This is a genomic window from Maribacter forsetii DSM 18668, assembly GCF_000744105.1.
Classification (GTDB): domain Bacteria; phylum Bacteroidota; class Bacteroidia; order Flavobacteriales; family Flavobacteriaceae; genus Maribacter; species Maribacter forsetii.
Map to the genome: position 1 here is coordinate 1,558,885 of NZ_JQLH01000001.1, position 22,037 is coordinate 1,580,921.

The 22,037-nt window shown below is 32.4% G+C and carries 27 protein-coding genes; all 27 read right to left on the bottom strand.

The window, feature by feature from the left end; all coding sequences use genetic code 11:
• Positions 1-32: 32 nt before the first annotated feature.
• Positions 33-1,007: a bile acid:sodium symporter family protein gene (locus P177_RS06615; RefSeq protein WP_036153181.1), complete on the bottom strand. Its 975-nt coding sequence runs from the start codon at positions 1,005-1,007 to the stop codon at positions 33-35.
• Between the two features lie 155 nt (positions 1,008-1,162).
• A complete protein-coding gene (locus P177_RS06620) occupies positions 1,163-2,035 on the bottom strand; it encodes a hypothetical protein (protein WP_036153182.1) in 873 nt (290 codons plus the stop codon).
• Positions 2,036-2,755 carry a hypothetical protein gene (locus P177_RS06625; RefSeq protein ID WP_036153183.1) on the bottom strand — a complete coding sequence of 240 codons (720 nt, stop codon included), beginning with the start codon at positions 2,753-2,755 and terminating at the stop codon, positions 2,036-2,038.
• A 126-nt stretch (positions 2,756-2,881) separates the two neighbouring features.
• Positions 2,882-3,268, bottom strand: coding sequence for an SMI1/KNR4 family protein (locus P177_RS06630; protein WP_036153184.1), 387 nt, complete (start codon positions 3,266-3,268; stop codon positions 2,882-2,884).
• A 19-nt stretch (positions 3,269-3,287) separates the two neighbouring features.
• On the bottom strand, positions 3,288-4,016 hold the full coding sequence (locus P177_RS06635; RefSeq protein WP_036153185.1) for a hypothetical protein: 729 nt from the start codon (positions 4,014-4,016) through the stop codon (positions 3,288-3,290).
• Positions 4,017-4,098: 82 nt separating this feature from the next.
• On the bottom strand, positions 4,099-4,860 hold the full coding sequence (locus P177_RS06640) for a DUF4272 domain-containing protein (RefSeq protein ID WP_036153186.1): 762 nt from the start codon (positions 4,858-4,860) through the stop codon (positions 4,099-4,101).
• 90 nt (positions 4,861-4,950) lie between these two features.
• Positions 4,951-6,000 carry an ATP-grasp domain-containing protein gene (locus tag P177_RS06645; RefSeq protein ID WP_036153187.1) on the bottom strand — a complete coding sequence of 350 codons (1,050 nt, stop codon included), beginning with the start codon at positions 5,998-6,000 and terminating at the stop codon, positions 4,951-4,953.
• A gap of 192 nt (positions 6,001-6,192) precedes the next feature.
• Entirely contained in the window at positions 6,193-6,837 is a 645-nt protein-coding gene (locus P177_RS19360) for a hypothetical protein (RefSeq protein WP_051941742.1), read from the bottom strand.
• An 84-nt stretch (positions 6,838-6,921) separates the two neighbouring features.
• A complete protein-coding gene (locus P177_RS06655) occupies positions 6,922-7,419 on the bottom strand; it encodes a hypothetical protein (protein ID WP_036153189.1) in 498 nt (165 codons plus the stop codon).
• A 140-nt stretch (positions 7,420-7,559) separates the two neighbouring features.
• Positions 7,560-7,859: a hypothetical protein gene (locus tag P177_RS06660; RefSeq protein WP_036153192.1), complete on the bottom strand. Its 300-nt coding sequence runs from the start codon at positions 7,857-7,859 to the stop codon at positions 7,560-7,562.
• 325 nt (positions 7,860-8,184) lie between these two features.
• Positions 8,185-8,658 (bottom strand): SMI1/KNR4 family protein, encoded by a 474-nt coding sequence (locus P177_RS06665; RefSeq protein WP_036153195.1) that lies wholly within the window; start codon positions 8,656-8,658, stop codon positions 8,185-8,187.
• A gap of 32 nt (positions 8,659-8,690) precedes the next feature.
• The gene (locus P177_RS06670) at positions 8,691-9,380 is read right to left on the bottom strand and encodes a DUF4304 domain-containing protein (protein ID WP_167333098.1); all 690 of its coding nucleotides are present in this window, start codon (positions 9,378-9,380) and stop codon (positions 8,691-8,693) included.
• A 60-nt stretch (positions 9,381-9,440) separates the two neighbouring features.
• On the bottom strand, positions 9,441-10,526 hold the full coding sequence (locus P177_RS06675) for a hypothetical protein (RefSeq protein ID WP_036153207.1): 1,086 nt from the start codon (positions 10,524-10,526) through the stop codon (positions 9,441-9,443).
• A gap of 28 nt (positions 10,527-10,554) precedes the next feature.
• Positions 10,555-11,214 (bottom strand): hypothetical protein, encoded by a 660-nt coding sequence (locus P177_RS06680; protein ID WP_036153209.1) that lies wholly within the window; start codon positions 11,212-11,214, stop codon positions 10,555-10,557.
• 56 nt (positions 11,215-11,270) lie between these two features.
• Positions 11,271-11,534, bottom strand: coding sequence for a hypothetical protein (locus tag P177_RS06685; protein ID WP_036153211.1), 264 nt, complete (start codon positions 11,532-11,534; stop codon positions 11,271-11,273).
• Between the two features lie 12 nt (positions 11,535-11,546).
• Positions 11,547-12,191, bottom strand: coding sequence for a hypothetical protein (locus P177_RS06690; RefSeq protein ID WP_036153214.1), 645 nt, complete (start codon positions 12,189-12,191; stop codon positions 11,547-11,549).
• Between the two features lie 18 nt (positions 12,192-12,209).
• Positions 12,210-12,824, bottom strand: a complete 615-nt coding sequence (locus P177_RS06695) for an HD domain-containing protein (protein WP_036153216.1) — start codon at positions 12,822-12,824, stop codon at positions 12,210-12,212.
• Between the two features lie 93 nt (positions 12,825-12,917).
• Positions 12,918-14,162: a mechanosensitive ion channel family protein gene (locus tag P177_RS06700; RefSeq protein WP_036153219.1), complete on the bottom strand. Its 1,245-nt coding sequence runs from the start codon at positions 14,160-14,162 to the stop codon at positions 12,918-12,920.
• A 73-nt stretch (positions 14,163-14,235) separates the two neighbouring features.
• On the bottom strand, positions 14,236-15,081 hold the full coding sequence (locus tag P177_RS06705) for a universal stress protein (protein ID WP_036153222.1): 846 nt from the start codon (positions 15,079-15,081) through the stop codon (positions 14,236-14,238).
• 57 nt (positions 15,082-15,138) lie between these two features.
• Positions 15,139-15,531, bottom strand: coding sequence for a hypothetical protein (locus P177_RS06710; RefSeq protein ID WP_157486482.1), 393 nt, complete (start codon positions 15,529-15,531; stop codon positions 15,139-15,141).
• Entirely contained in the window at positions 15,528-15,947 is a 420-nt protein-coding gene (locus P177_RS06715) for a GreA/GreB family elongation factor (protein ID WP_036153226.1), read from the bottom strand. The genes P177_RS06710 and P177_RS06715 overlap by 4 nt, the downstream gene beginning before the upstream one ends.
• A gap of 171 nt (positions 15,948-16,118) precedes the next feature.
• Positions 16,119-17,408, bottom strand: a complete 1,290-nt coding sequence (locus P177_RS06720) for a Glu/Leu/Phe/Val family dehydrogenase (RefSeq protein WP_036153229.1) — start codon at positions 17,406-17,408, stop codon at positions 16,119-16,121.
• Between the two features lie 229 nt (positions 17,409-17,637).
• A complete protein-coding gene (locus tag P177_RS06725) occupies positions 17,638-18,264 on the bottom strand; it encodes an MCP four helix bundle domain-containing protein (RefSeq protein ID WP_036153231.1) in 627 nt (208 codons plus the stop codon).
• 129 nt (positions 18,265-18,393) lie between these two features.
• Complete coding sequence (locus tag P177_RS06730) at positions 18,394-18,753, bottom strand: hypothetical protein (protein WP_036153234.1); 360 nt, start codon at positions 18,751-18,753, stop codon at positions 18,394-18,396.
• 17 nt (positions 18,754-18,770) lie between these two features.
• Positions 18,771-19,217 (bottom strand): GreA/GreB family elongation factor, encoded by a 447-nt coding sequence (locus P177_RS06735; protein WP_036153236.1) that lies wholly within the window; start codon positions 19,215-19,217, stop codon positions 18,771-18,773.
• A 211-nt stretch (positions 19,218-19,428) separates the two neighbouring features.
• Positions 19,429-20,754 (bottom strand): sigma-54-dependent transcriptional regulator, encoded by a 1,326-nt coding sequence (locus tag P177_RS06740; protein WP_036153239.1) that lies wholly within the window; start codon positions 20,752-20,754, stop codon positions 19,429-19,431.
• 2 nt (positions 20,755-20,756) lie between these two features.
• Positions 20,757-21,845, bottom strand: coding sequence for a sensor histidine kinase (locus tag P177_RS06745; RefSeq protein ID WP_036153241.1), 1,089 nt, complete (start codon positions 21,843-21,845; stop codon positions 20,757-20,759).
• Positions 21,846-22,037 lie beyond the last annotated feature (192 nt).

The window sequence follows — 22,037 nt, forward strand, 5'->3', positions numbered from 1 at the left end:
AATTAAAAAGGCAAGTAAATTTAATTGAACTTCTAAAGTTCTTCTAATTTTCTAACCGATAGTTTTGTCGCTACAACACTAATTATTAGTATTTGTATGGCATGAAACAACATGAGCGGTAATAAGATGATACCAATAGATGCCATGTTGCCAAATAGTATTTTAGAGAAAACGGTACCATGAACCAATGATTTTTTAGTACCGCAAAATTGGGCGGTAATTTGATCTTCTGTATTGAGCTGAAGTTTTCTTGAAACTAATTTGGTGAGATAAAAGACAATAGAAAACAAACATAAGACACCTATTAATAGGAGTAGTAAATCTAATATAGAGACAGCACTAAAAATATTCTTTTCAAAAGATTCACAAAAACTTTTATAGATAATCAGTAAAATTATCGATTTATCGAACAGCGTTATTTTACTTTTATGTTTCAATACAAATGAACCTAAAAAACGATGCAAAAGAAGACCAATTATTACAGGTATTATTATTTGTACAATTAGTTTAATATAAATTTCTGTAAAATCGAAGTCGGTTTGTAAATCACTTACAAAAAGTCCCATCCACAATGGGGTAAGGGCAATGCCTATAATTCCAGAAATACTGGCGTTGAATATTGCTGCTGGTATATTACCTTTTGCTAATGAGACCATAAGAACAGAAGATGATACTGTAGATGGTAGTGCAGCCAAAAAAAAGAAACCCAACCAAATGTTTTCTTGTTCTTCATTTTGTATGAATGGATGTAAAAGTAAAACCAACAAAGGGAAAAGCAAAAAAGTAGTTCCTTGTACCACTAGATGTAATTTCCAATTTTTGAGTCCTTGTTTTAATTTCTCTGGACTTAACTTGAGACCGTAAAAAAAGAAAATAAGTGAAATTCCTATACTACTAATTGCATTTATAGGGAATTTATCTTCCTGTGTTCCCCATTGTGGAAATAGGTATGCTAATGCTATTGCAATAATTATAAAAAAGACAAACTTATCAATCTTTAATTTCATGAATATTCTTTAGGGCAAATAACTGAATTTTATTTAGGTTAATAAGAGATTTCCCTAAATTGAAGGTACTTATACAAAATTAGTATTATCCTTCTGTTGAAGTTATAAAATCTTGCCTTTTTATAGGTTTAATTCGAAGTGATTTAAGAAGGGTATTATCTTTTTATTGTATTTAGTTTCTTGATGTTATAGGTGAATTGTAAGACTCTTAAATTCCATAAAGTTAAAGTCTGTATTGCAGTTATTTGTTCATTTTCTGAACTTACCACCAGTTGATCTTTAAATGATTTTATAAACTTGGTCCATAAATTCTTTTTAGCGTCTTGTAGTAGGAAGTAAAATCCGCTATCACCTATTTTTTTACCCGATGAGTTTAAAATGAGTTCACCATTATCACTTACTACGGGGTTTAAAATAACGGTTGCACTACCGTTGGGTAAAGGAAAAATAGCTTTTATACCACCAGTGCCATTTGGTAGTGTACACGGTTCATATACACCAGAATATACTACCTGACCAGATTTCTTGAAAGTCCTGAGCCATATCGTTCGCTTAACTACTTTCGTTTTTTTATCTATTAAATGAATAATTTTACTCTGTAGAACTTCAGATTGTTTACCGGTACCCATAGGGATATTTAGCTGCTGAATACGATTACTGAACAAGATTTTTAATAATCCTCCAAATACTTTGAAAACCGGATTCCATTTTACTCCCAAGTCAAAATCGTAATTACTTGTGTTTTCGTAAAAATCAATGACGTCTTTAGATAATTTGTTTCGTTGATTTTCTGGTAAGTTTAATTGACTTATAGACAGCAACAAACCTTTGTCTACCTGTTTGTCATCTAGTAGCAAGTTTTCTTTTTCAGCTAATTGCTGAATGAATTTTAAGCCAATGCCGTTCTTTTCTCCGAAAGGACCAAGTAACCATTTGTTTTCAGCCGCATTGATTTTTTTACCAAATAGAATTACCCATTGTTGGGTTATCCAATCTTGAAAGTTTTGTTTTAAAGGCGCAAATTCCATTTAACTGCTTTTGTACAATTGCCCGGTTGAAATAAAGTTATGCTGTCCTTTCCATTCTCCAAATTCTGAAATAGGCTTAAAACGTAGCGTAGTGAATTGGAAATGAAAATCTTTTCGATCTCTTTCTTTCATGGCATTTGAATGTCTTTTGGGTTTTGGCATATTGCTATGACCATGAACCATGTTAGTCATTTCTTTCTCTGTTTTCCAAATAGAAAATGTAGATACTGTATTAGGAAATTTAATGGATGCCAATGAAAAAATAGTTCCGGAATGATCTCTAACCAGTTTTTCAACAGGTCTTCCCCATTTTAAAAACCTTGGTATGGCAAAGGGTTTCATTCTGGCAATGGTAACAGCGACTACTGTAGATGATTCGTTTTCTAATTTTGCTTTCTCTTTAGGAATTTTGAATCCGGTTATTTTCCCCCATTCTCGCATGAATAATAGTCGAACATGCCACCCTTGGTTTAAAATTTGACCGAATTTTTTATTTCTAAGATAGTTCTCAAGTGCTTCTTCATTTTCCCATTGTGCAAAAATAGCAACCTGATTTATAAGAAATCTAGAGGTTGAAATAATAGGAGAACCTAATGTCATTGCAGACATGTACTCGGCATGAACCAGACCCTTTGTTTTCTTATCTATGGGGTTAGTTAATAAGCCCTTAACTGCCAAAGCAAATGGTATTTTGACAAGATGATAAGAGAATATGGTCATGGTTGTTAATTGTGGAATTGTCTTAGCTACCTGTATTAAAAATTAGGAAGGGTGTTTTAATAATAGAAAATAAAATTTATTTAAGTATCTAAATTTTAAGGTGTTGAGTAGTTGGTTTATTGATTTTTAACCATCTAATTCTACAATTGATCTTGCTATTTTTTTAATTTCCCCGTGATCCCATAAGTAAATGTCATCAGATAGAATTCCGTTACCATTATGCTGTAAAAATAGTAAATCTCCAGAACCACCATCTCCTATTACAATTGTGTTTTTTGGAAAATTTTTCCATTCCTGTGCATTTTTGGTTTCAAGTGCAATATGGTTGCATGTTCTACTTATTCTCTTTTTATCAGATCTATCAAAAAATGGGTGAAGTTGAAAAAAATAATCATCTGAATCTATTTCTCCACCATTAGATTTTATCATTCTGTTTTTGAAGTCAGGTGGAAATTTTACATTCAACTCAGTTTCAGTTTCTATTATGTACTTTTCATCTACAGGAAATGGCATAATTTTTTTTTTAGTTTATTTAGCTCCAATCAGCATATATAATGACTTCACCTTTTTTATCGTCAAGGAATAAATGAATCTCATCTTCTCCGAAACTTATATAATTAAATCCAGTTACAGAACCAATAAATTTTTTATCCTCTTTTACTTCGTTAGTTTGCTCTAACAATTCTATGAAATATTCAAATTCATCGTAATTAATTTCACCGCCAATTTGTTCAAATATTTCTCGCTCATGACCACTGTTGGCATCCGAATAAAATCCGCCTTGAATAAATTTTTTAGTTTCTGAATATTTATCTCTAGTTATCCAGTAATTAAAAAGTCCTTTTGAATAATGGTAATAATCAAAATCAATAGCATTTCTTTTTTCCAGGCTTTTATTTAAAGCACTTTCTTTTACTTCTTTTCGGTCTCGTGTTTTTAAATACTCTGCTTTATTTTCTTCATATTCGTTGAGAGCTTCATTATACCAATCTTCAATCTTATTGAATGTTTCAATACCCTCTAGTTTTCCATTGAAAACATATTTATTTCCTTCGCGCTGAAACTTAATGTAATTGTATTCAAAATTTCCAGGTTCTAATTCTTCATCAGGATCACCATTTCCCCAAACTGAAACAAAATGAACCAAACCTTCGCCTAGGTTATGTTCTTTTAAATCGATGGATAATAATGGAAAAAAGACATATTTAAAGTGTTTTTTAGGATTTTTAAATACTTCTTCAATTGTTGGGAATAATTTCATTTTTCTGATTTTAAGTAGTTTTTATTCAATTGATACTTACTTGCCGTTTACGGTCTGTTAAGCTATTTTGAGTAAAGTTGCTTTAGGTACTTAAATCAGTTTCTTCCCAACTGGTATCTTTAGAAACCATATACGTTAATGAATGTCTTCTTTCATGGATTACACCACCATTGCCCATAGGGTCAAAACCGGCAGGAACCGTATCACTGCCTAATTGTGCACTTCTAACTGCGTTATGTAAACAGTAGAACAAGTCTTCTTTCTGCATCAAATCGTCTTTTGAAACTTGTTCCTTATCTTTTATCCACTCTGCTATTCTGCCATCTAATTTACATGTATAATTACTTAAAATATCTTGCATTTGGTCGCCTGCCATCATTTGCCCGGTTATTTCAGGTTCTTTGTATCCAAAATGCCAAGCTAACGGCCATGCATTTTCAAATTTCCAACCTATAGCGTTTCTTGCTTGTTCATCATCTCTTGGTGTATCTAAGATTGCTTTTTCATTTTGGGTCATGAAATCTTCAAGATCATTATTTTCAATAAAACTTAAGATGTGTTCTTTAGGTAAATTTTCTTCAGGTACCATTAACCATAGTACCAATGCTTTTATAGCATGTAGTCTATTTGCTATTTCTATAGAAGGTCTTAATTGTCTGCCTAGTTCTGTTGGTAGCGAGATGGTAGGTTTAAAGCCGGCATTAAAACAAATATCTAGATTTTCTCTTCTTATATCCGTCATCCAAGAAATGTCATCATAAGATTTAGAAATAGGTTTGTTCTGAGTTTCCTTTTTTGGTTCTTCATTATCTTTTGAACCGAATAGCTTTTTGAATATGCCCATAGCGTTGATGTTACTATCGTTTGGGTTTTTAACGTTTTTGCATATGCTTTGTTGTATTAGTTTAGGCGCAATTAAACTAAAATGATGAATTTAGACGATCCACGATTGTCTTATCATATTTTTTAGAAGTTCAAAATAATTCCAGCCTATTTTTCTTGCAGAGAGTAGTGTTAAACTATCTTGATTTTGTCTTTGTGGTCTAGAAGGCCCTGTCATGTTAGGTTTCATATTTAAATCGAATAAATAATACTTTCCATTTTCATCTGCACGGCAGTCTATACGAATAGGTGCATTTATTTGTAGCAGTTCCCCAGCTTTTTGGCAATGGCTATATACTTCTAAAATTTCTTTAGATTTCAGTTCGGCATCATTCAATACCAAACTATTATTGATTACAGCTATATTACCGTTGTATGGCGCTATACCATCTTTATGGTTAAATCTTTTTACTGCAGGTAGGCACCAAGGGGTTTCGAGTTTTGTTTCGTTATGGTTAATTACATATGTGCCTGAAGGCATTACGGTAATTGTTATTTCTTGACCATTTAAATATTGCTCTAGAAGTACGATGTCTCCATATTCTTTATCAGAGAATATATTTCTAAGGCTGTTGTCTAATTCTTTTTGATTTTTTACCAATGTTACTCCTTGACTTCCACGACCTCTTATGGGTTTAACGACCAAAGGGAAATTTAAACTTAATTTGTATTCGGTAAGGTCTTTTGAGGTGATTAATTCTGATTTAGGAACCGGAATTTGATTTTTTCGTAATAATTCGTTCGTAAAATATTTATCATAAATGTCCACTTTTTCAGGTAATTGCCCTATAAATTGAAGTTTTTTGTCAAAAAAGTGCTCAATTTCATGCTTTTTATATAAAACGGTATTCAACCAAAATGTGTCTGCTCCTTTACTTATGGCATGTTCAATGCCCTCTTTTGTATCTGGAAAGACCCAATCCAAATCAATGTTATTATCAGGATTTTCAATTGGTGTAATTATGTGAATGCCGTTTTTTTTCAATTCATAAGCTATGTCCGCTCCACTATCTGAATACCCACCAGGTTTCATTGGTTTCTGAATTCCATTTTTAATAGGTGGGAGTTTTGCCTGATATAAAATTGCTATTTTATTCGTCATTTTAATTAGATAATCGAGATTTAAATGCCCAGAGGTATAGCTTCAGGTAAATAAAAATTCAAAAGAATGCTTAAAGGGCTAATCCGGAGTTTATCTACTCTTTATTATAGCTTGAAAGCTGCTACCATAAAGATATGTAATTAGAGAATAAATACTGTGTTAAACAGAGAAGGAAGGTGGGTGGTGTTATTTTTAAGTGTTTTTCTTCTCGTCAACAAATTCTGCGATATCTGAAAGATGAGAAAAATTGTATTCAGCAATATCTTCGGGTGTTTTTATTACGTTTAAATAGTCAATATCCAATGCTGAAGATTTTTCGCCAAGTATAGTGTCTAACATTAAAAAAGTACCCGTTAGATAAACTTCTTTTTCAGATTCTTCAAAATCGGGATAACATACGTTTATGCCTATAGAATTAGGATTATTTTCAGAATGTAATGGTACATAAATAATTGTTTCAGGATCAAATTTAATTCCATGAAATTCCATTTTAAACCCCTTTCCCATTGGTGGTTTAAAAGCTATGATTTCCCAATTTTTAAGGCTAGGGGCGTATGCTGTTAAGTCTTCAACTGCCGGAAAAAAATCTGTATTGCCTTCTGCAGATATTATTAACTCTACTTTTTCATCATCTGGGTGACCACCAATTTCAAAGTACAGATGCTCGTTGAATTTTTGTAGTTCTTCTAAAAAAATATTCAATAAGTTTTCTTTTTCCTCTTCATCTACATCAGATAAAAAAAGATATTTATTTTGATTTTTTTCAAACCAACTCCAAAAGGTTTTGGCTTTTTGATCTTGAGATAGTTCTTGCTTTTTTTTAAATGTGTTTTTCATATTCAAGGTTGGTTTTGGTTTATAAAGTTATTTATTGGAAGTCTAAATTTTTAAAGGGCAGTTTCATTTGGTAACGCCACATTCTTACCAAATAAAATCAAAGATTTCATCAACCGTGTATTCAAAATAATTTCCATTTTTATCTTTATTCCGGTTGAAATATTTGTGTTCGTAATTCACGAAATTTATGTCTAATAATTTTTTGTAGAAAGAAGATTCATTAGCCCAGTTTAACATTGCAATTTGATCATCTTCATATTTTTCAGGGTTTTCAAAAGTTTTTATTTTTACCAATATTTCCTTTAATTCATTTTTCTCAAAGTCCGTAATTTTGACTGGATTAGGTAGCGATATTCTAAAGGATAAATTTTCGATTCCGTCAGCTTCCCAATATTCCCACAAATTAAATTCAGATAGATTTTTTCTTGTCAGTTCTTCTAAATCTAGTTTTACCTGAGCATGTTGTAATTCTGCTTTGTCAGGGTGGTTTTCCCAATACTCAGTAAAATCAAGAATTTTTTGCTTTACTACAGGATATAATTTACGAGCAATTTCTAAATTAGGTTTTAGTTCAGATCTCATATATTAATACTAATAGTTGTTTTTTTTATTAAACAGTTTTTAAAAGTAATAGTTCCTATGTTCTATAAGTTCAATAGATAAGAGTGAACATCTAGTTTGTAAGTATTAGAAGTATAGCTAATGCACTAAATGATAATTATTTAAGCTTCAATTGCATCAGGTTTAATTTCATCGTAAGGTATTTTTGGCTCTTTTTTAAGCTGTTCCACTGTATAAAAAGCACTTAGTGCTGCCATTAACAGGGCAGGTAGAACAGCAATAAAAATACCATCGTCTATATCAGTATTTGTTAGTGCAAAAATTAAAATTATAGTGACTATTTCTACACCAAACCAAGTAAGAACTAACCTCCAAATCCATTTACTAGGTTTTATATTTTTTTCATCAGCTATTGTTCTGATTTTTTTGGTAAAATAACCAATTGCGAGAATTTCTAACATAGATACTTATTTAATGTTCGTGAATTAATTGGTTTTATATAACCTTAAAATGCTATTTATATTTCTTTTACCTATCAACATTTTTTATGTGTAGTTATTTAATTTACAGTTGTAAGAAAGGGGTAGAGGATATTTTTTTTGAATACGTAAAGCAATACTAAAAGTATATATTGGAAAATAAGAAATCTTAATCTTTTTCACCAATTTAATAGCTTCTACCTAGTTCCTCTTAAATAAAAACAGCATTTTAGAAGAATGGGGGTTGACTTTTTTAAAGTTAAGTTTGTCTGTTCCCAGTGATACTTACAACTCTTTTGGTTGTAGGTTACTTATAAAAGTTTGAAAAACTGTCTGCTAAAACGGTTATAACAGGGCTGTCGCCATATTCAAGTTCAATATGTACAACTTTTGGTTCTCCATTTTGGTTCAGTTGTGTTTTGTCAAAACATATCCACCAATGACCATCGTTATCTAATGCTACGTATTTAGTTTTATCTAAACCCCATTCTTCTAAAAGGTCTGTATTTTCTTCAATATCATAATCTCTAGATTCATTTCTAATTCCACATAGCCCTCTAATTGTTAAAGTATCATCTGAAAAAGGGACTTTAATCTTTAATAACCCGATAGGGTAATTGGAATAATCTAAATATCCACCATTTTGAAATCGTAATAAGTTGATATATGATTCTGGAAATTTAATACTGTACTTTTTTTCAACATCTAGAACAGAAGTATTGTCAAGAGGTTTAATTTCTTGTCTTAGTTTTTGTAACGAGGTAAAGAATCCGTCTTTCATTAATTCAGTTTAAATAGTTTAGTATTTTTCTTTTATGATTGAATTTTTAATTCGTTTATAAATGCCTTTTTCATAGTAATATCTGTCATATTACCATAAGAAGTATTCTTGTCTTCTTCAATTTTTTTATAAAAACTTGTTGCTCTTCCTTTTAATTTTTGAGTATTCAAATAATTATTAAAAGCTACTTCTGCAGTTTTTAAGTCACCATAGTATAGAAGAAAGTCTATGGGTAAGTTTTGGTTTTTTGAATTAAAATGTTCATTTAATTGTAATCCATTTTGAGTAATTTCTCTTAAGAGATGCTCAATATTTTCAAATTTTTCAAAAATGGGAAACACATATTTTTTAATGGTTTCTGATAATTTAGGAATACTATTTTCTTGATTATTTATTGCCATATTCCACTCATTATTTTTTCCTTTTAGCGGAGTTATACTTTCTAAACTTGTGCGAAAAATAATAGCACTTACATCTTCAGAATTATACTTCTCTTTTCGCCACTTTTTCAATTGTTTTGATTCTACTGAAATATATGGGATTACAGCTACAGAACCACTCCAGTTTTTTGAACTTGATGAAAAGGTAATGACGAAATCAAATAATCTATTATCAGAAGATTTTTTTAATACCTGACCTTTTTTTATTGCTTTAAATCCAAAATCTATAAAGTTTTCATGAATTTTATTACAACCAATATTAAAAATTTCTTTTGTATTCATTTCGTGTTCCATTTTATACAGAAGCCTAACGTTAATGATTAAGTGAAGTTATAAAACTGCTTATTCCATTCTATTTAACTTGGTAGCTCCTGCTATTGCACCAATCGATTCAAAAACTTCATCTTGGTCTTGAGCAGCTGTCCAACCCATTTTTGATAGTTCAGTTCTAACTTGTTGCTCTGTTTTTTCTTTTACAAAATGATAGTAGGCAAAATCAATAACCTCTGTTGGCACTCTTTTAAGCTGATAAGCTGTTAAACCAGAAACAAATCTCAAAAGACCCACGTAATAGGTAATTACTAATTGAACGATCCAACTTATAACTAAACCGATCCATCCTGTATTTGTATTTTTAATGGTTAAACCAGCATCAAACCTCACTTGTAGAAACTCCCAAAAGCTAAAAGCTTCAAAGTTATTTTCGTTCAATATTATTTGATACTGAAAGTATTGATTGGATACATAAGTTACCACTATCATTGCTATAAGTAAATAGTGTAAGTGATCATAAAATGTATAATTGCTTAATTTGATGAGTTGCGTAAGTACATAGCCTAGAATAATTGCTACAACAACCTCAAAAACACCAATGAAGTATATGCCTTTAACAGATAGAAAAGCAACGACAAAGCCAACTATGAGCGCTGTAATTAAACCGCCAATAATCGGAATCCAAATCTGAGGTTTTGTTTTGTTTTTAGGCTTTGGTAAATTTTCTGGTATTACGTAGTCATCCCAATTGTTTGCTTTTTCAATTTCCTTTTCTAATGCTGCAATAGATTCATGATCAAATTCTTTTTCGGTTTGTTGAAATGCGTGTATGAATAATTTGACCCTTTTTGAGTTTCTGCCGTTATCCCACATTTCGTTGCCTAGAGAAACACTTTTAACGGTTAATTTGCCGTTTTTAAATGAGACATTGATTTTTTCGGTCCAACGGTTCCAATCTCCTTTTCGTTTCGCTTCGGCATTTCTCTCATCATAGTAAACAATATCCCACCCTAACTTTTCAAAAGTTTTGTTGACGACATTTATAATGACTGTTTTATTCAAATCGGTTTTTATTTCCTCTTCAAATTTGGGAGACCAACTAAAACTGTGTTTTTTCTTAATTGACTGCTCGTATTGCTTAAGATTTTCGTTCATTTGACCGGTCGTGTTTTGTGGGGAGTATTTATTTAATTTGAACTCTACTATACATATTTCCCTTCCAGTATAACTGTTTATCTGTCTCTAAAGTATTTATAAATTCAAAATCGAACACGGCTTTTATAATTCCGTTTTCAAATAGGGTTTTGTCTATTTTAATAGTTCCGCTTTTTAAAGGGAAGGTGTGTACACCTAAATCTCTTATGCTATTGAAGTAGACAGAAGCAGTACAAGAATTATTTTTCAATGCTATGATTAAATTACTGTGTGTAGAGACATTGCTTACAGATTCTCCTAGTATCGTTCCATTCTTTAGTTTCTTGAACTCAATAAAATCGATACCTGAATATTCATACATTCTGTTCTCAGATATTAAAGAATGGTAAACGTGGGTGGTGTCTATAATTTTGTAAAATTCGGATAAGGAATCTTTGTAAATTTTACCTGATTTATCTTTCATTCGGTCAATTGCTGCAGGGCAATCGCCATCGCAACTTAGTTGACCATGACTGTTTTTATAGACTCCTTCTTTATAACTCCATTTTTCTTTAAAGGAAAAGTCTCCTTTTAAATCTGTTGTCCAGTCAATTTCAATACTGGGGTTAGTATCTGTTTTTTTTCCTATCGTTTTGCAAGAGATTACAGTTAAAACAAGTAATAATGTAAATAAGATTATGTTTTTCATTTTAGTTTAAATATTGTACCGTACAGAGTAGGGGAATAAAGAAGCTTATATTTGTTTTAGATATTTCGCTCTTTCAAAACCGTTTCTAACTCATTGTTTTTAGTAGAATTGCTGATTATTCGATAAATAAAATAAATAGGAAATAATAACGGAATAAGAATGGAATAATTTTTCCCGTAAATTGAAGAAACAATTCCTATAGCAATTATACTGGCAAGAAACCCAATTACAAATGCATTAATAATTTTAGACTTTTTTAGATTCTTTTTTTCAATTATTAATTCTTCATCTGTTAGTTTATATAGATTCTTTGTATTCATAACTATTGTGTTTTACTGCATTTGACTATTATTAATTACTGTAGTTTTATGTAGAAAAAGTTTATTCACTTTTGGCTGAATAATCCATATACCAATAAAATAGAACCATAAGAGGAAAAATTCTCCGGCAAAATCTCCAAACACTACTTTTCGTTTTAATTCTGCAGTTTTAATTGTTTTGGCAACAAAATACATAGAATGAAACATACAGAACATGGAGAATAGGTGAAGTAATGAAATAATAAACAAAGGCCAACCGATAAATGAGAAACTATTAGTTCCTGTTCCGGAAAATAGTCCGCTTATAAAAAGCATTATGGATATAATGTAGATAAGAGGAATGAAGAATAAAATTTTAAATTTTTCAACCTTCATTTTAATTTCTGAAGGAATTTTTTTTTGAAGTCCGATTGCGATAGACCAAAACCAACCGAAGAACATAACAACGAATAAAATCATTACATATGGGAAATAGTCAAAATAAATGATGTTGTCGTTTAGAACTTCAGTTGCGCCAACTCCACTATCTGTTATTGGGTTTAGATGTTTTTGTGGTCCAAATAATTGAGATATAGTGAATAGTTGATAAGCCAAGGGAATACCAAATATTAAAATGAATAGTTGCCAATGTTTTGCTTTTAAAAAGAATTTAATCATATGATGTTTTTACTTTTGTCATAATGAATCTAGTTCCCGCTGTAAGTTCTGTTTAGCTTGTTCTTCAAACTTGTTGTAAAAAAAGTTGGTTTTAAATATTCTGTCCATCGACAAAAAATGATTGAGAACTTTTTTACGCCCAGGATTATAAATGAATGCGGGATAGATAGCATATTCTTTTCTAACATTTTTATAATACAATTGGTATGTATCCCAATCTTGGCCTAAAATGGAAAGGTCGGCATCTGTAAAATAATTAGTGTCGCTGTCAATTGAATTATGATGCCATTTGGTAGCTAAAATTTGTTTCTTGCAATGTTCAATAATCTCCTTAGAAACCGAAATTTCCATCATGCGCTTTTCAGCAAGTTCAGCACTTTTTTCTTCGTTGTCAGATTTTGTAGCATGGTAGATTATATCGTGGTAATAAAGTGTAAATAATATGGTTTCCCAGTTTTTTATTTCTTCCTTTACAATAGTTAATTGAGAATATAAATTATCAAGGTGCTGTAATGTATGATAATGTCTTTTTTTGTCTGTATAGTTTTTCTCAATTTCTGTCCACAATATATTTGTCAAACGATCATCGTCTGTATATTTTGTTAGAAGTTTTGTGAATGTTTCTTTAAGCATGATTATCTGTTTATAGCGACCAATGCAAGTATGCACAACAGCATATATACCCAAGAAAGATACAATTTTCAGTTAAGGTTAATACACCAAATCTTATGAAGTAGCTACTGGCACCGGTATTTCATACACCTGTAAATGGAAATAGGGTAGGGCAGACAAGAGGTGGTCAAAGATATCTGCCATGACATACTCATAATTCTCCCATCTTTTGTCAGCACTAAAAGCATACACCTCTAACGGAATACCTTGTGGTGTTGGTGCTAATTGGCGCACCATTAAAGTCATACCTTTATTTACTGCAGAATGGTTTTGAAGGTAATCGTTTACGTATTTTCTAAAGACCCCAATATTAGTTAGGTTTCTACCATTTATAGCAAGGTCCTTGTTGATATTGTTTTCTGTGTTGTAGGTATTGATTTGTGCTGACCGTGTATTTAAATACGGCTGAATTAATTGAATCTTTTGAAATTCTTCAACATCGGTATCAGACAGGAAACGAATGCTTTTTTGGCTTATAATCAAGGCACGTTTCATACGTCTTCCTCCAGATTCTTGCATTCCGCGCCAGTTCTGAAAAGAGTCGGATATTAACGCATAGGTAGGTATAGTGGTTATGGTCTTATCAAAATTCTGGACTTTTACCGTAGCCAATGATATTTCAATAACATCGCCATCTGCACCAAATTTGTCAAAACTGATCCAATCACCAATACGTACCATATCATTTATGCTTACCTGTATACTGGCAACCAAACCAAGAATAGAATCTTTGAAAATTAAAAGTATTACAGCTGACCCCGCACCTAGAGCGGTAAAGAATTTCCAAACCTGTATTTCTGTAATGATGGCAAAAATGGTGAATATACCTACCACCCAAGCGAAGATCATAAAGACCTGTATATAACTGCCCATTGGTTTGTCTCTAAACCTTGGCTTGGTCTTTAAATAATCGTTAATACTTGTAAAAACACTTTTAACAACGTAGAGTGTAAGAACAACAAACAGTACATTTAAAAATTTTAATGCTATTTTTTCTGCATAATCCAAACCAATAAACCCAAACGGTACAAGTTCAACCAAAATGCTTAAGGGTATAATATGTGCAAGGTACCTTGGCACTCTATTGGCGACTAGAAAATTATCGAAATTGGTTTTTGATTTTCGGGCAAGTTTTAATGAGACCGATCGTAATACTTTCCAGATGATAAGATCTAAAAAATATGCCAATACCAACGCAAAGACCAATAAAATAGCAAGGTTTAAATACGCTGCCGCTTTTTCGCTTAGTCCCGTTTCTACCAGATAATTATACAGTATTCTATGAAAATCGTCGTCCATTGTTTCTATTCAATATAACGATACAAAGGTACAATATGCATTAGCCAGAAACGACGATTATGAACTTAAAAGTTTACTTTGCATGCAGTGCCAATACGGGCACATTTGCATAATAGCCTAATTTTCTTAATGATAATTTACCAAAACCTAGTCTTTCCCAAAACGAGGGTTTTCTATCTATATAACTAATCATGTTAGATTCTCTAATTTCTACGAAACAGCTTAGGGCAATAGCCATATTTACATTTCGTAAGGAATTAAACTTATGCGCTACATCTTTGAGCTGTTTACGAATAAATACTTTATTTCTTTTTTGATTAAAGGTTAATTTGTGGGGAGCTGTTAGACTTAGTACTTGTATGCTGGCATTACTTAATTTGGCAATATCTACCAGGTACTTTATTTCAGATACATTAATTTTGGTATTGAAATTAGTACTTAAAACAATTTCTTTTGGGTAATTAAAATCTACTTTGGTAGGCACTATCAAAACCGGACATTTTCTTATCTGTTTTAATATATCTAAGGTTTGTTTACCATACGTTTCTCCTTTTTGGTTTGTCATACCCTTGGCACCCATTACTATCATTTTAAAACGGAGCTCTTTATTCAGAGTTTTTATTGCGTTTGAAAGTAGCGTAGATTCAGATACTACATGAAATTGGTGATTTTTATTCTGAAATTTTGATAGCCGCACCAGAATATTGCCCAAACCTTGTCTTGATTTTAGTTCAGACATTTTGTTAAAGGCTTCATCTGGATCTAGTAATGTTAAACTGTCCAAGCCATGGGTTTCTTTAGAATAGGTATGTAAAATGTAAAATGAGCATTTTTTATTTTCAAATAATTTAATGGCGTACTGTATAGCATTCCATGAGTTTTTTGAAAAATCTGTTGGTAATAATATTCTATTTTCCATGACGGTATGTTTTAGAGGTTTGGTGGGTTTGGTTTGCAATGGTAGTTTCTAATTCACTTAACTTTTTGCTTGTATTAATATTTGTGACAATACTTTTAGTTTTAGGTTTCTGTAATTTTGAATCAGCGATAGGTAGGCATCTCTTTTCTTTTCATGGTGATTAAGATAATAGGCGTCACAGGCGATAGTATCACATTCAATTGCTTTACTTACGGCATTGTCATATTTGTATAATGCTGCCAGCATTAATGCATTTTCCCTACGAATACGGTGTAGCTCTTGGTATAATTTTGAGCTTTGTATGATGCTATCTTCAATGTCCAAATAGAATTCGATTTCCTTATTTAGAAACTCTAGTTCATCTGTCCAGTTGTTAATTTCTAACTTATCCTTCTTCACCATTATTCTTTTGTCAGATTCATGCGGATAAAAATGTTTTGATGTAATCATAATACCATATTTATATTCATATGCTGATTTTCTTGTTCTACTTTTTCAATTGTTAGCTTTTGTTCTCCGGATGGAAACTCCCAAGTAATGGAATCCCCTTCGCTGTAACCAATAACCGCTGCACCCATTGGGGTGAGTATAGATATTTTATCATTCTTTATATCACTGTCCGTTGGCATTACCAGCTTGAACTTTTTTTGCCAACCGTTTTCAGATACTATAGTAACCGTTGTATTGAACCGTATAACATCATCGTACATGTCTGATGCATCGCAAACGGTAGCAGTTTCTAATTCTCCTACCAATTTTTGGACAGATTTGCGTAGCGTATCATCTTTATAATAACCCGATAGGTTCATAAACCTTTTAAGTAACACGTATTCTTTCTTTTCTATAACTAGATTACCGTACTTCATTTTTTCTTATTTTATTCCGATGTAATTCTAAAAGTATTGTTCATTGCCATTTTAAGCGCAGCCGAGAACATTGGCTAGCTTATTTCAAATAATTTCGACCACGCCCAATGTGGCAGTATTAACTACATACTTCTTAAAATCATCACCATTATTTAAATACTGTTTTACTGATCATGGAAAAATACCACGTTGTACGTACGCCTCTTCTAATCTTTCAATAGCGATTACAAAGGCAGCGGTACGCATGTCTACTTTTCTCTTTTTCGATGTTTCTAGAACGGTTGTAAAAGATTCTTTCATTTTCTTTTCCAGCTTTTCCATGACCTCGTCTAAAGACCATATTTCGCCATTTCGGTTCTGTAACCACTCAAAGTAGCTGCCAATTACACCACCAGAATTGCAAAGAATATCAGGAATGATGTCGATGCCTTTTTTCAATAGAATTTCTTCAGCATCTACATCTGTAGGTCCGTTGGCACCTTCGGCAATTAAATAAGCTTTTATCTTGTTGGCATTTTTAGGCGTAATCTGGTTACCTAATGCAGCAGGTATACATATATCACAGTCTAAAGAAAAGAAATCTTTGCTATTGATCGTTCTTGCTTTTGCATAGCCAAGAATACTGCCTTTATTGCCCTTAGCGTATGCTAATAATTGATCTACATCTATACCTTCTTCATTTGCTATACTACCATAGGCATCTTGGACCGCGGTTAAAATGGCACCTTCGTTGACCAAGAAATAGGCTGCCCAATACCCAACATTACCAAAACCTTGTACTATGAATTTTTTGTCCTTTAAATCTACATTATGACTTTCTGCCCAAAATTTAATAGTAAGAAATACTCCATATCCCGTAGCTCTATCACGACCTTTTGAGCCACCCGCACCAATAGGTTTACCTGTAACTACGTGCATATTGGTAGACCGTTCTGCAGGAGATTTGGTAGACATATAGGTGTCTAAAATCCAAGCCATGGTCTGCGGATTGGTATTTACATCTGGTGCAGGAATATCTAATTCCGGACCAATATTATCTCCTAATGCGTAGGTGAACCTTCTGGTTATACGTTCTAATTCAGAATTTGAATATTTGTTTGGGTCTAGTTGAATTCCACCCTTGGCACCACCATATGGCAAACCTGCCAAAGAGGTTTTCCAGGTCATCCACATTGCCAGTGCTTTTGCTGCATCTATATCAACGGTAGGGTGATAACGTAAGCCGCCCTTATACGGCCCCAATGCATTGTTATGCTGTACACGATAACCGGTAAAAATTTCCACTTCACCATTATCCATCCGAACAGGAAAATGTACAACGATCTCATTATTTGTTACCTCAAGAATTTTTCTAATATTGGCGTTTAGGTCAATAATATCTGCGGCATTATCAAATTGTCGCATTACATTGTCTAGCATGCCTTGTTTAGGCGCTTTTTTAGATGCTACTTTTGCTATCATTCTATTTAGTTTAAGACTAATTCTTTGTTTAATTCACTACTAGACATTTCATTAGATACTACCAAAACGGGTTCGTTAGTGATATCTAGAAAATGAAAATATTCGCTGCACGCATAAATGCTATTCTTGTTTATTGTTAATGAACAGTATGTAGCGTGGGTACATGTTGAGCATATGCTCCGCATATAATTTTTCATCGAGCTCATATTAAGATGTATTTGATTGCCCCTTAATCTAGGACGGATTCTTTAGTTTTTATGGGATAAAAAATTAATGCCAACAAGGCAACGCCAATACATATTAAAAAGCCAAGTGATAATCTAGATAGTAGTAAGTTGCTTTCTAAAGCTTTGTTAGAAAGCTGTGTCATTTGCTTGCTTTCTTTTAATTGTATTGTTGCCAGTACATCTAATTTTTCATCTATTTTTTTTAGAGTTTGTAGTGAGAGTAATGCAACCCCATTGCTAAGATTATCTTGGGATTGTAAAACCTTGTTTTCAAATGTTTTAAGTTTATGGAACTGAGAAGTTAATTCGTTTAGTGCACTATATTCTTTAGTAGTTAGTTCTGTTAGCGCAAAATCTGAAAGTAATTTTTCTGCTTTCTCGTTTTCAGTTGCTAGATCAGTAAAATTCTCTTCAGTTATAAATCGTAGTTTTTTTGTGTGGAAAATATTGTTCAATTGATAAATGTAATCTTGAACTTTAACCCTATCATCATATACAGAATTTACGGTGTTCTGTAGCGTAGAAAAATGTCTATGATATAATCTATTAGAACCCAACACCAATAAAAACGCGATGGCCAATATAAAGCCGGCATGTAATCTTTGCGATGTTTTTAGTTTTATAAACATGAGTTTAGTTCTAGGGTTATGAATAAATTTGAAAGTGCTACTTTTAAAAGAAATCCACTTGGTTGATTCTTAATAAATCAGCCAACTTATTTATAGAAGCCAAGTGGATCATCAACCAACTAAAAAAAATTATAGAGCTTGTAATTCACCCGATGTAATGGCGTCTTTATAGTCTGCAGTAACAACAGTATGACTATTGAAAAAACGACCACCATCATTGCGTTTAATTTTAATTTGTGTAGTACCGTCTTTTAACTCCTTAACTGCTGTTACTACAACTTCTTCGCCATGGGCACGCCTATAATTGGCTATGCCACCACGCTTAATAATGAAGTTTTCTCTTGGAAAATCTATGTGTTTATATTTGTTAGATTCTGGTTTTCCAATTTCAAAAACATCACCGACGTTAACCTCGGTTTGGTTTGTAGTGTTGCTTTGAGCGTTTAATAGACTTACTGAAAATAATAGAGTAATTGCGTATTTTAACATAATTGAATAATTTATAATTAATGAATAGTTTCTTTTTTGGTCTTTTGATCTTCAGTTGTGTTTTTGTTGGCTGTATTTGATTGGTTAACTTTTGTTATTTTCAATGATATAAGGTCTCCTGGTAGTCCGTATGAAATTTTATCCCCAACGGCACGCCCAATAACAGAGGCGCCTAAACTACTGATGACAGAAATTTTATTATTCTTAACGTCTACTTCGTTAGGCGATACGATCTGAAACGTTTGCCGTATACCAGATGCACCGCTAACTTTTAGAATAGTGTTTAATGTGATAATATCGAACGGAATATCTTCGGCTTTTAAACACATAGCGATATTCATATTTTGAGTTAGAATTTCTAACACGTTTTTATGTGCATAGTCTTCTATGGTAACATTGTGTTCTAGATACTTTTTAATTATCAAGAACTCACTTTCTTCAAAAACGAGACTGCCGTATTTCATCTGTTGCCTTTTAAATAATATCACCAACTACTAGAACTATTTCTTATAGTTTCTGTTTGTGGTCTATTATGCAATTGATGTGCCTAGTATGAAATTAAAATGCAGGTAATTTTGTAAATACCTGATATTCAGTTAATTGTTTTCGATAATAATTTGAGTAATTTTTTTTAATTGGGGAGAAATTACCCAACTGGGGAGGGAATACCCGGTGTTATTTTAATTTTTCACGCAGGGTTTTGCGATCTATTTGAAGAATTTTAGCAGCTTTGGTTTTGTTGCCTTTTGTGTGAGCTAATACGCGTTGTATATATTCTTTTTCCATGGTACGTAGCGGGCGTAATTCGTTCTCTGGAAAATCAATCTGGTACTTTAAAAATTCGGGTAGATCTTTTACTTCAATACTACCATCTGCCATAATTACGGCACGTTGTATTATGTTCTCTAACTCCCTAATATTTCCAGGCCAATTGTATCGCTGCAGTATTTGTAATGCTTCTGGAGAAATACGAAGTAACCGATCTTTAAATTCTATACCGTATTTACGTAAAAATTTTTCCGTCAAAATAGCAATATCAGATTTACGTTCGCGTAGGGGAGGCACATTGATTTCTACAACAGTTAATCTGTAATACAAATCTTCTCTAAAGGTATTGTTCTTAATTTCTTCCAGTAAATTGGCATTGGTTGCCGCAATTATACGGATATCTACTTTTTCAACCTTTTGTGAACCTACTCTGGTAATTTCTTTTTCTTGAAGAGCGCGTAGTAATTTGGTCTGTACGGCTAAGGATGCTGTACCAATTTCATCTAAAAACAAGGTGCCGCCTTTTGCAGCTTGAAAAAAGCCGTTTCTATTTTCGTTGGCACCTGTAAAGGCACCTTTTATATACCCGAAAAGTTCAGCTTCTTGAAGATTTTCTGGTATGGCGGCGCAGTTAACGGCTATAAATGGCTCTCTAGAAAACTTACCTGAATAATGAATAGCCCTCGCAACCAACTCTTTACCCGTACCACTTTCACCGGTAACTATTACTGTAGCCTTATTATCTTTTACGCGTTCAATGATATTGGTAACCTTTTTAAAAGCTTCAGATGCACCTACCATATCTGAATACGTATTCGCGTTAGTTTTTACATGGACGCTTTTTGCTTTTTTACGGGATGCATTTTGCGTAAGTGCCTTTTCAACAGCTTCTTTTAATTCTGCTTTAGTGAAGGGTTTGGTTAAATAATCTGTAGCGCCTGATTTTATAACTTCTAAAGTTCCTTCTACAGATGGGTAACCAGTAACCACAAGTTTCGGAATCTCAGGATAATGCTCGTTTGCGAACTTCAATAATTGGAGTCCGTCTATTTCAGGCATTTGTATATCGGTAATAATCAGGTCAATGAACGTATCCTTTAGAATGAATAAGGCTTCTTTTACAGAAACTGCTTTATAGGTATGGTAGTCCATAGACTTCAAGTGCCTTTGTAATAGCTCTAAGATATCTATGTCATCATCTACTATAAGAATGTTCTCTTTGCGCAAATCCATAATTACAATTTAGGAAAGTCTACGGTAAATATAGTCCCTTTCGGTGTATTTGGTTTGTGTTCTATTTTACCTTTATGGCTGGTAATAATTCCATGTACAACACTTAGCCCCAAGCCAGAGCCTTCTCCAATAGGTTTAGAAGTAAAAAAGGGTTCAAATACCTTGTCTTCTAATTCGGTCGGTATACCTTTTCCTTCATCAGCAATTTCAATACGTATATAATTTTCGGTCTCTAGTACATGTACGTTTATAGTGCTACTATTGGGAGAATAGTAGATGGCATTCATGATTAAATTGAATAGTACCTGTGTCATTTGAACAGTATCTGCCCTAAGTTCAATATCATTATTGTCAAACGCTTTGGTCAGTTTTAGATTTTTAGCCCGTAAAGAAGGTTCAAGTAGTTTTATAACACTGATCACTAGTGGGTTCAGCTTTACCATCTTCATTTCTTGTGGCATTTCGCAGGCAAAGAACATTAGCTTTTTTACTATTTCTCGGCTAAAAATAGCACTGTCCATTATTTTTTCAAGGTCTCTAACGGTCTCTTTGTCCGTAATTTTATCAGTCAATAATTCAGCAAAACCAAGAATATTTGCTAGGGGCGTATTTAGCTCATGAGCAATTCCTGCGGTAATTTCACCAAGAATATGTAAACGGTCTGTACGCTCCATCTTTCTTCTAGTGATGGCTTCACTATCACGTATTTGTTTACGTTCAATTAGATTACCAATATCTAAGGCTACGTTATTTAGTAACGTCTGTTCTTCAATCAAAAAATCGTCAAGGGTATATGTATTTGAAGGGTAGCCAACTAATACTTCACCTTCCACTTTATTAAACACTTTAATTTTAGAAGCTAAACTGACCATATCAGGTGTAAAATCATCGGTCTGCACTTGGTATTCACTGGTTTTTAAAAAGACTTCGGTAACATTTTCATATTGCCAAGCTCTTTTAAGACAATATGCGATAGCTTCTAACGAAGCATCTAATTGATCATAATCAGAATTAACTATTATAGAGGTGACCTCATAAAGACAGGTAAGTTCCTTTACACGTTCTTTTAATTTATCTTCAGCTGTGTTCATACTACTTTCCTTTCTAACCTAAAGTTCAACAATTTTCAGGAAATTATAAAATATGACGTATTTAAATCTTTTCTTTAACAGGTTTGAGTAGATACAAATCTAAGAGGGTGATAATTAAAATTCAAATTAAAAATAACACCAATTCTAGAATATGGATTATTTAAATTTTATAGCAACTATAATTAATATTTT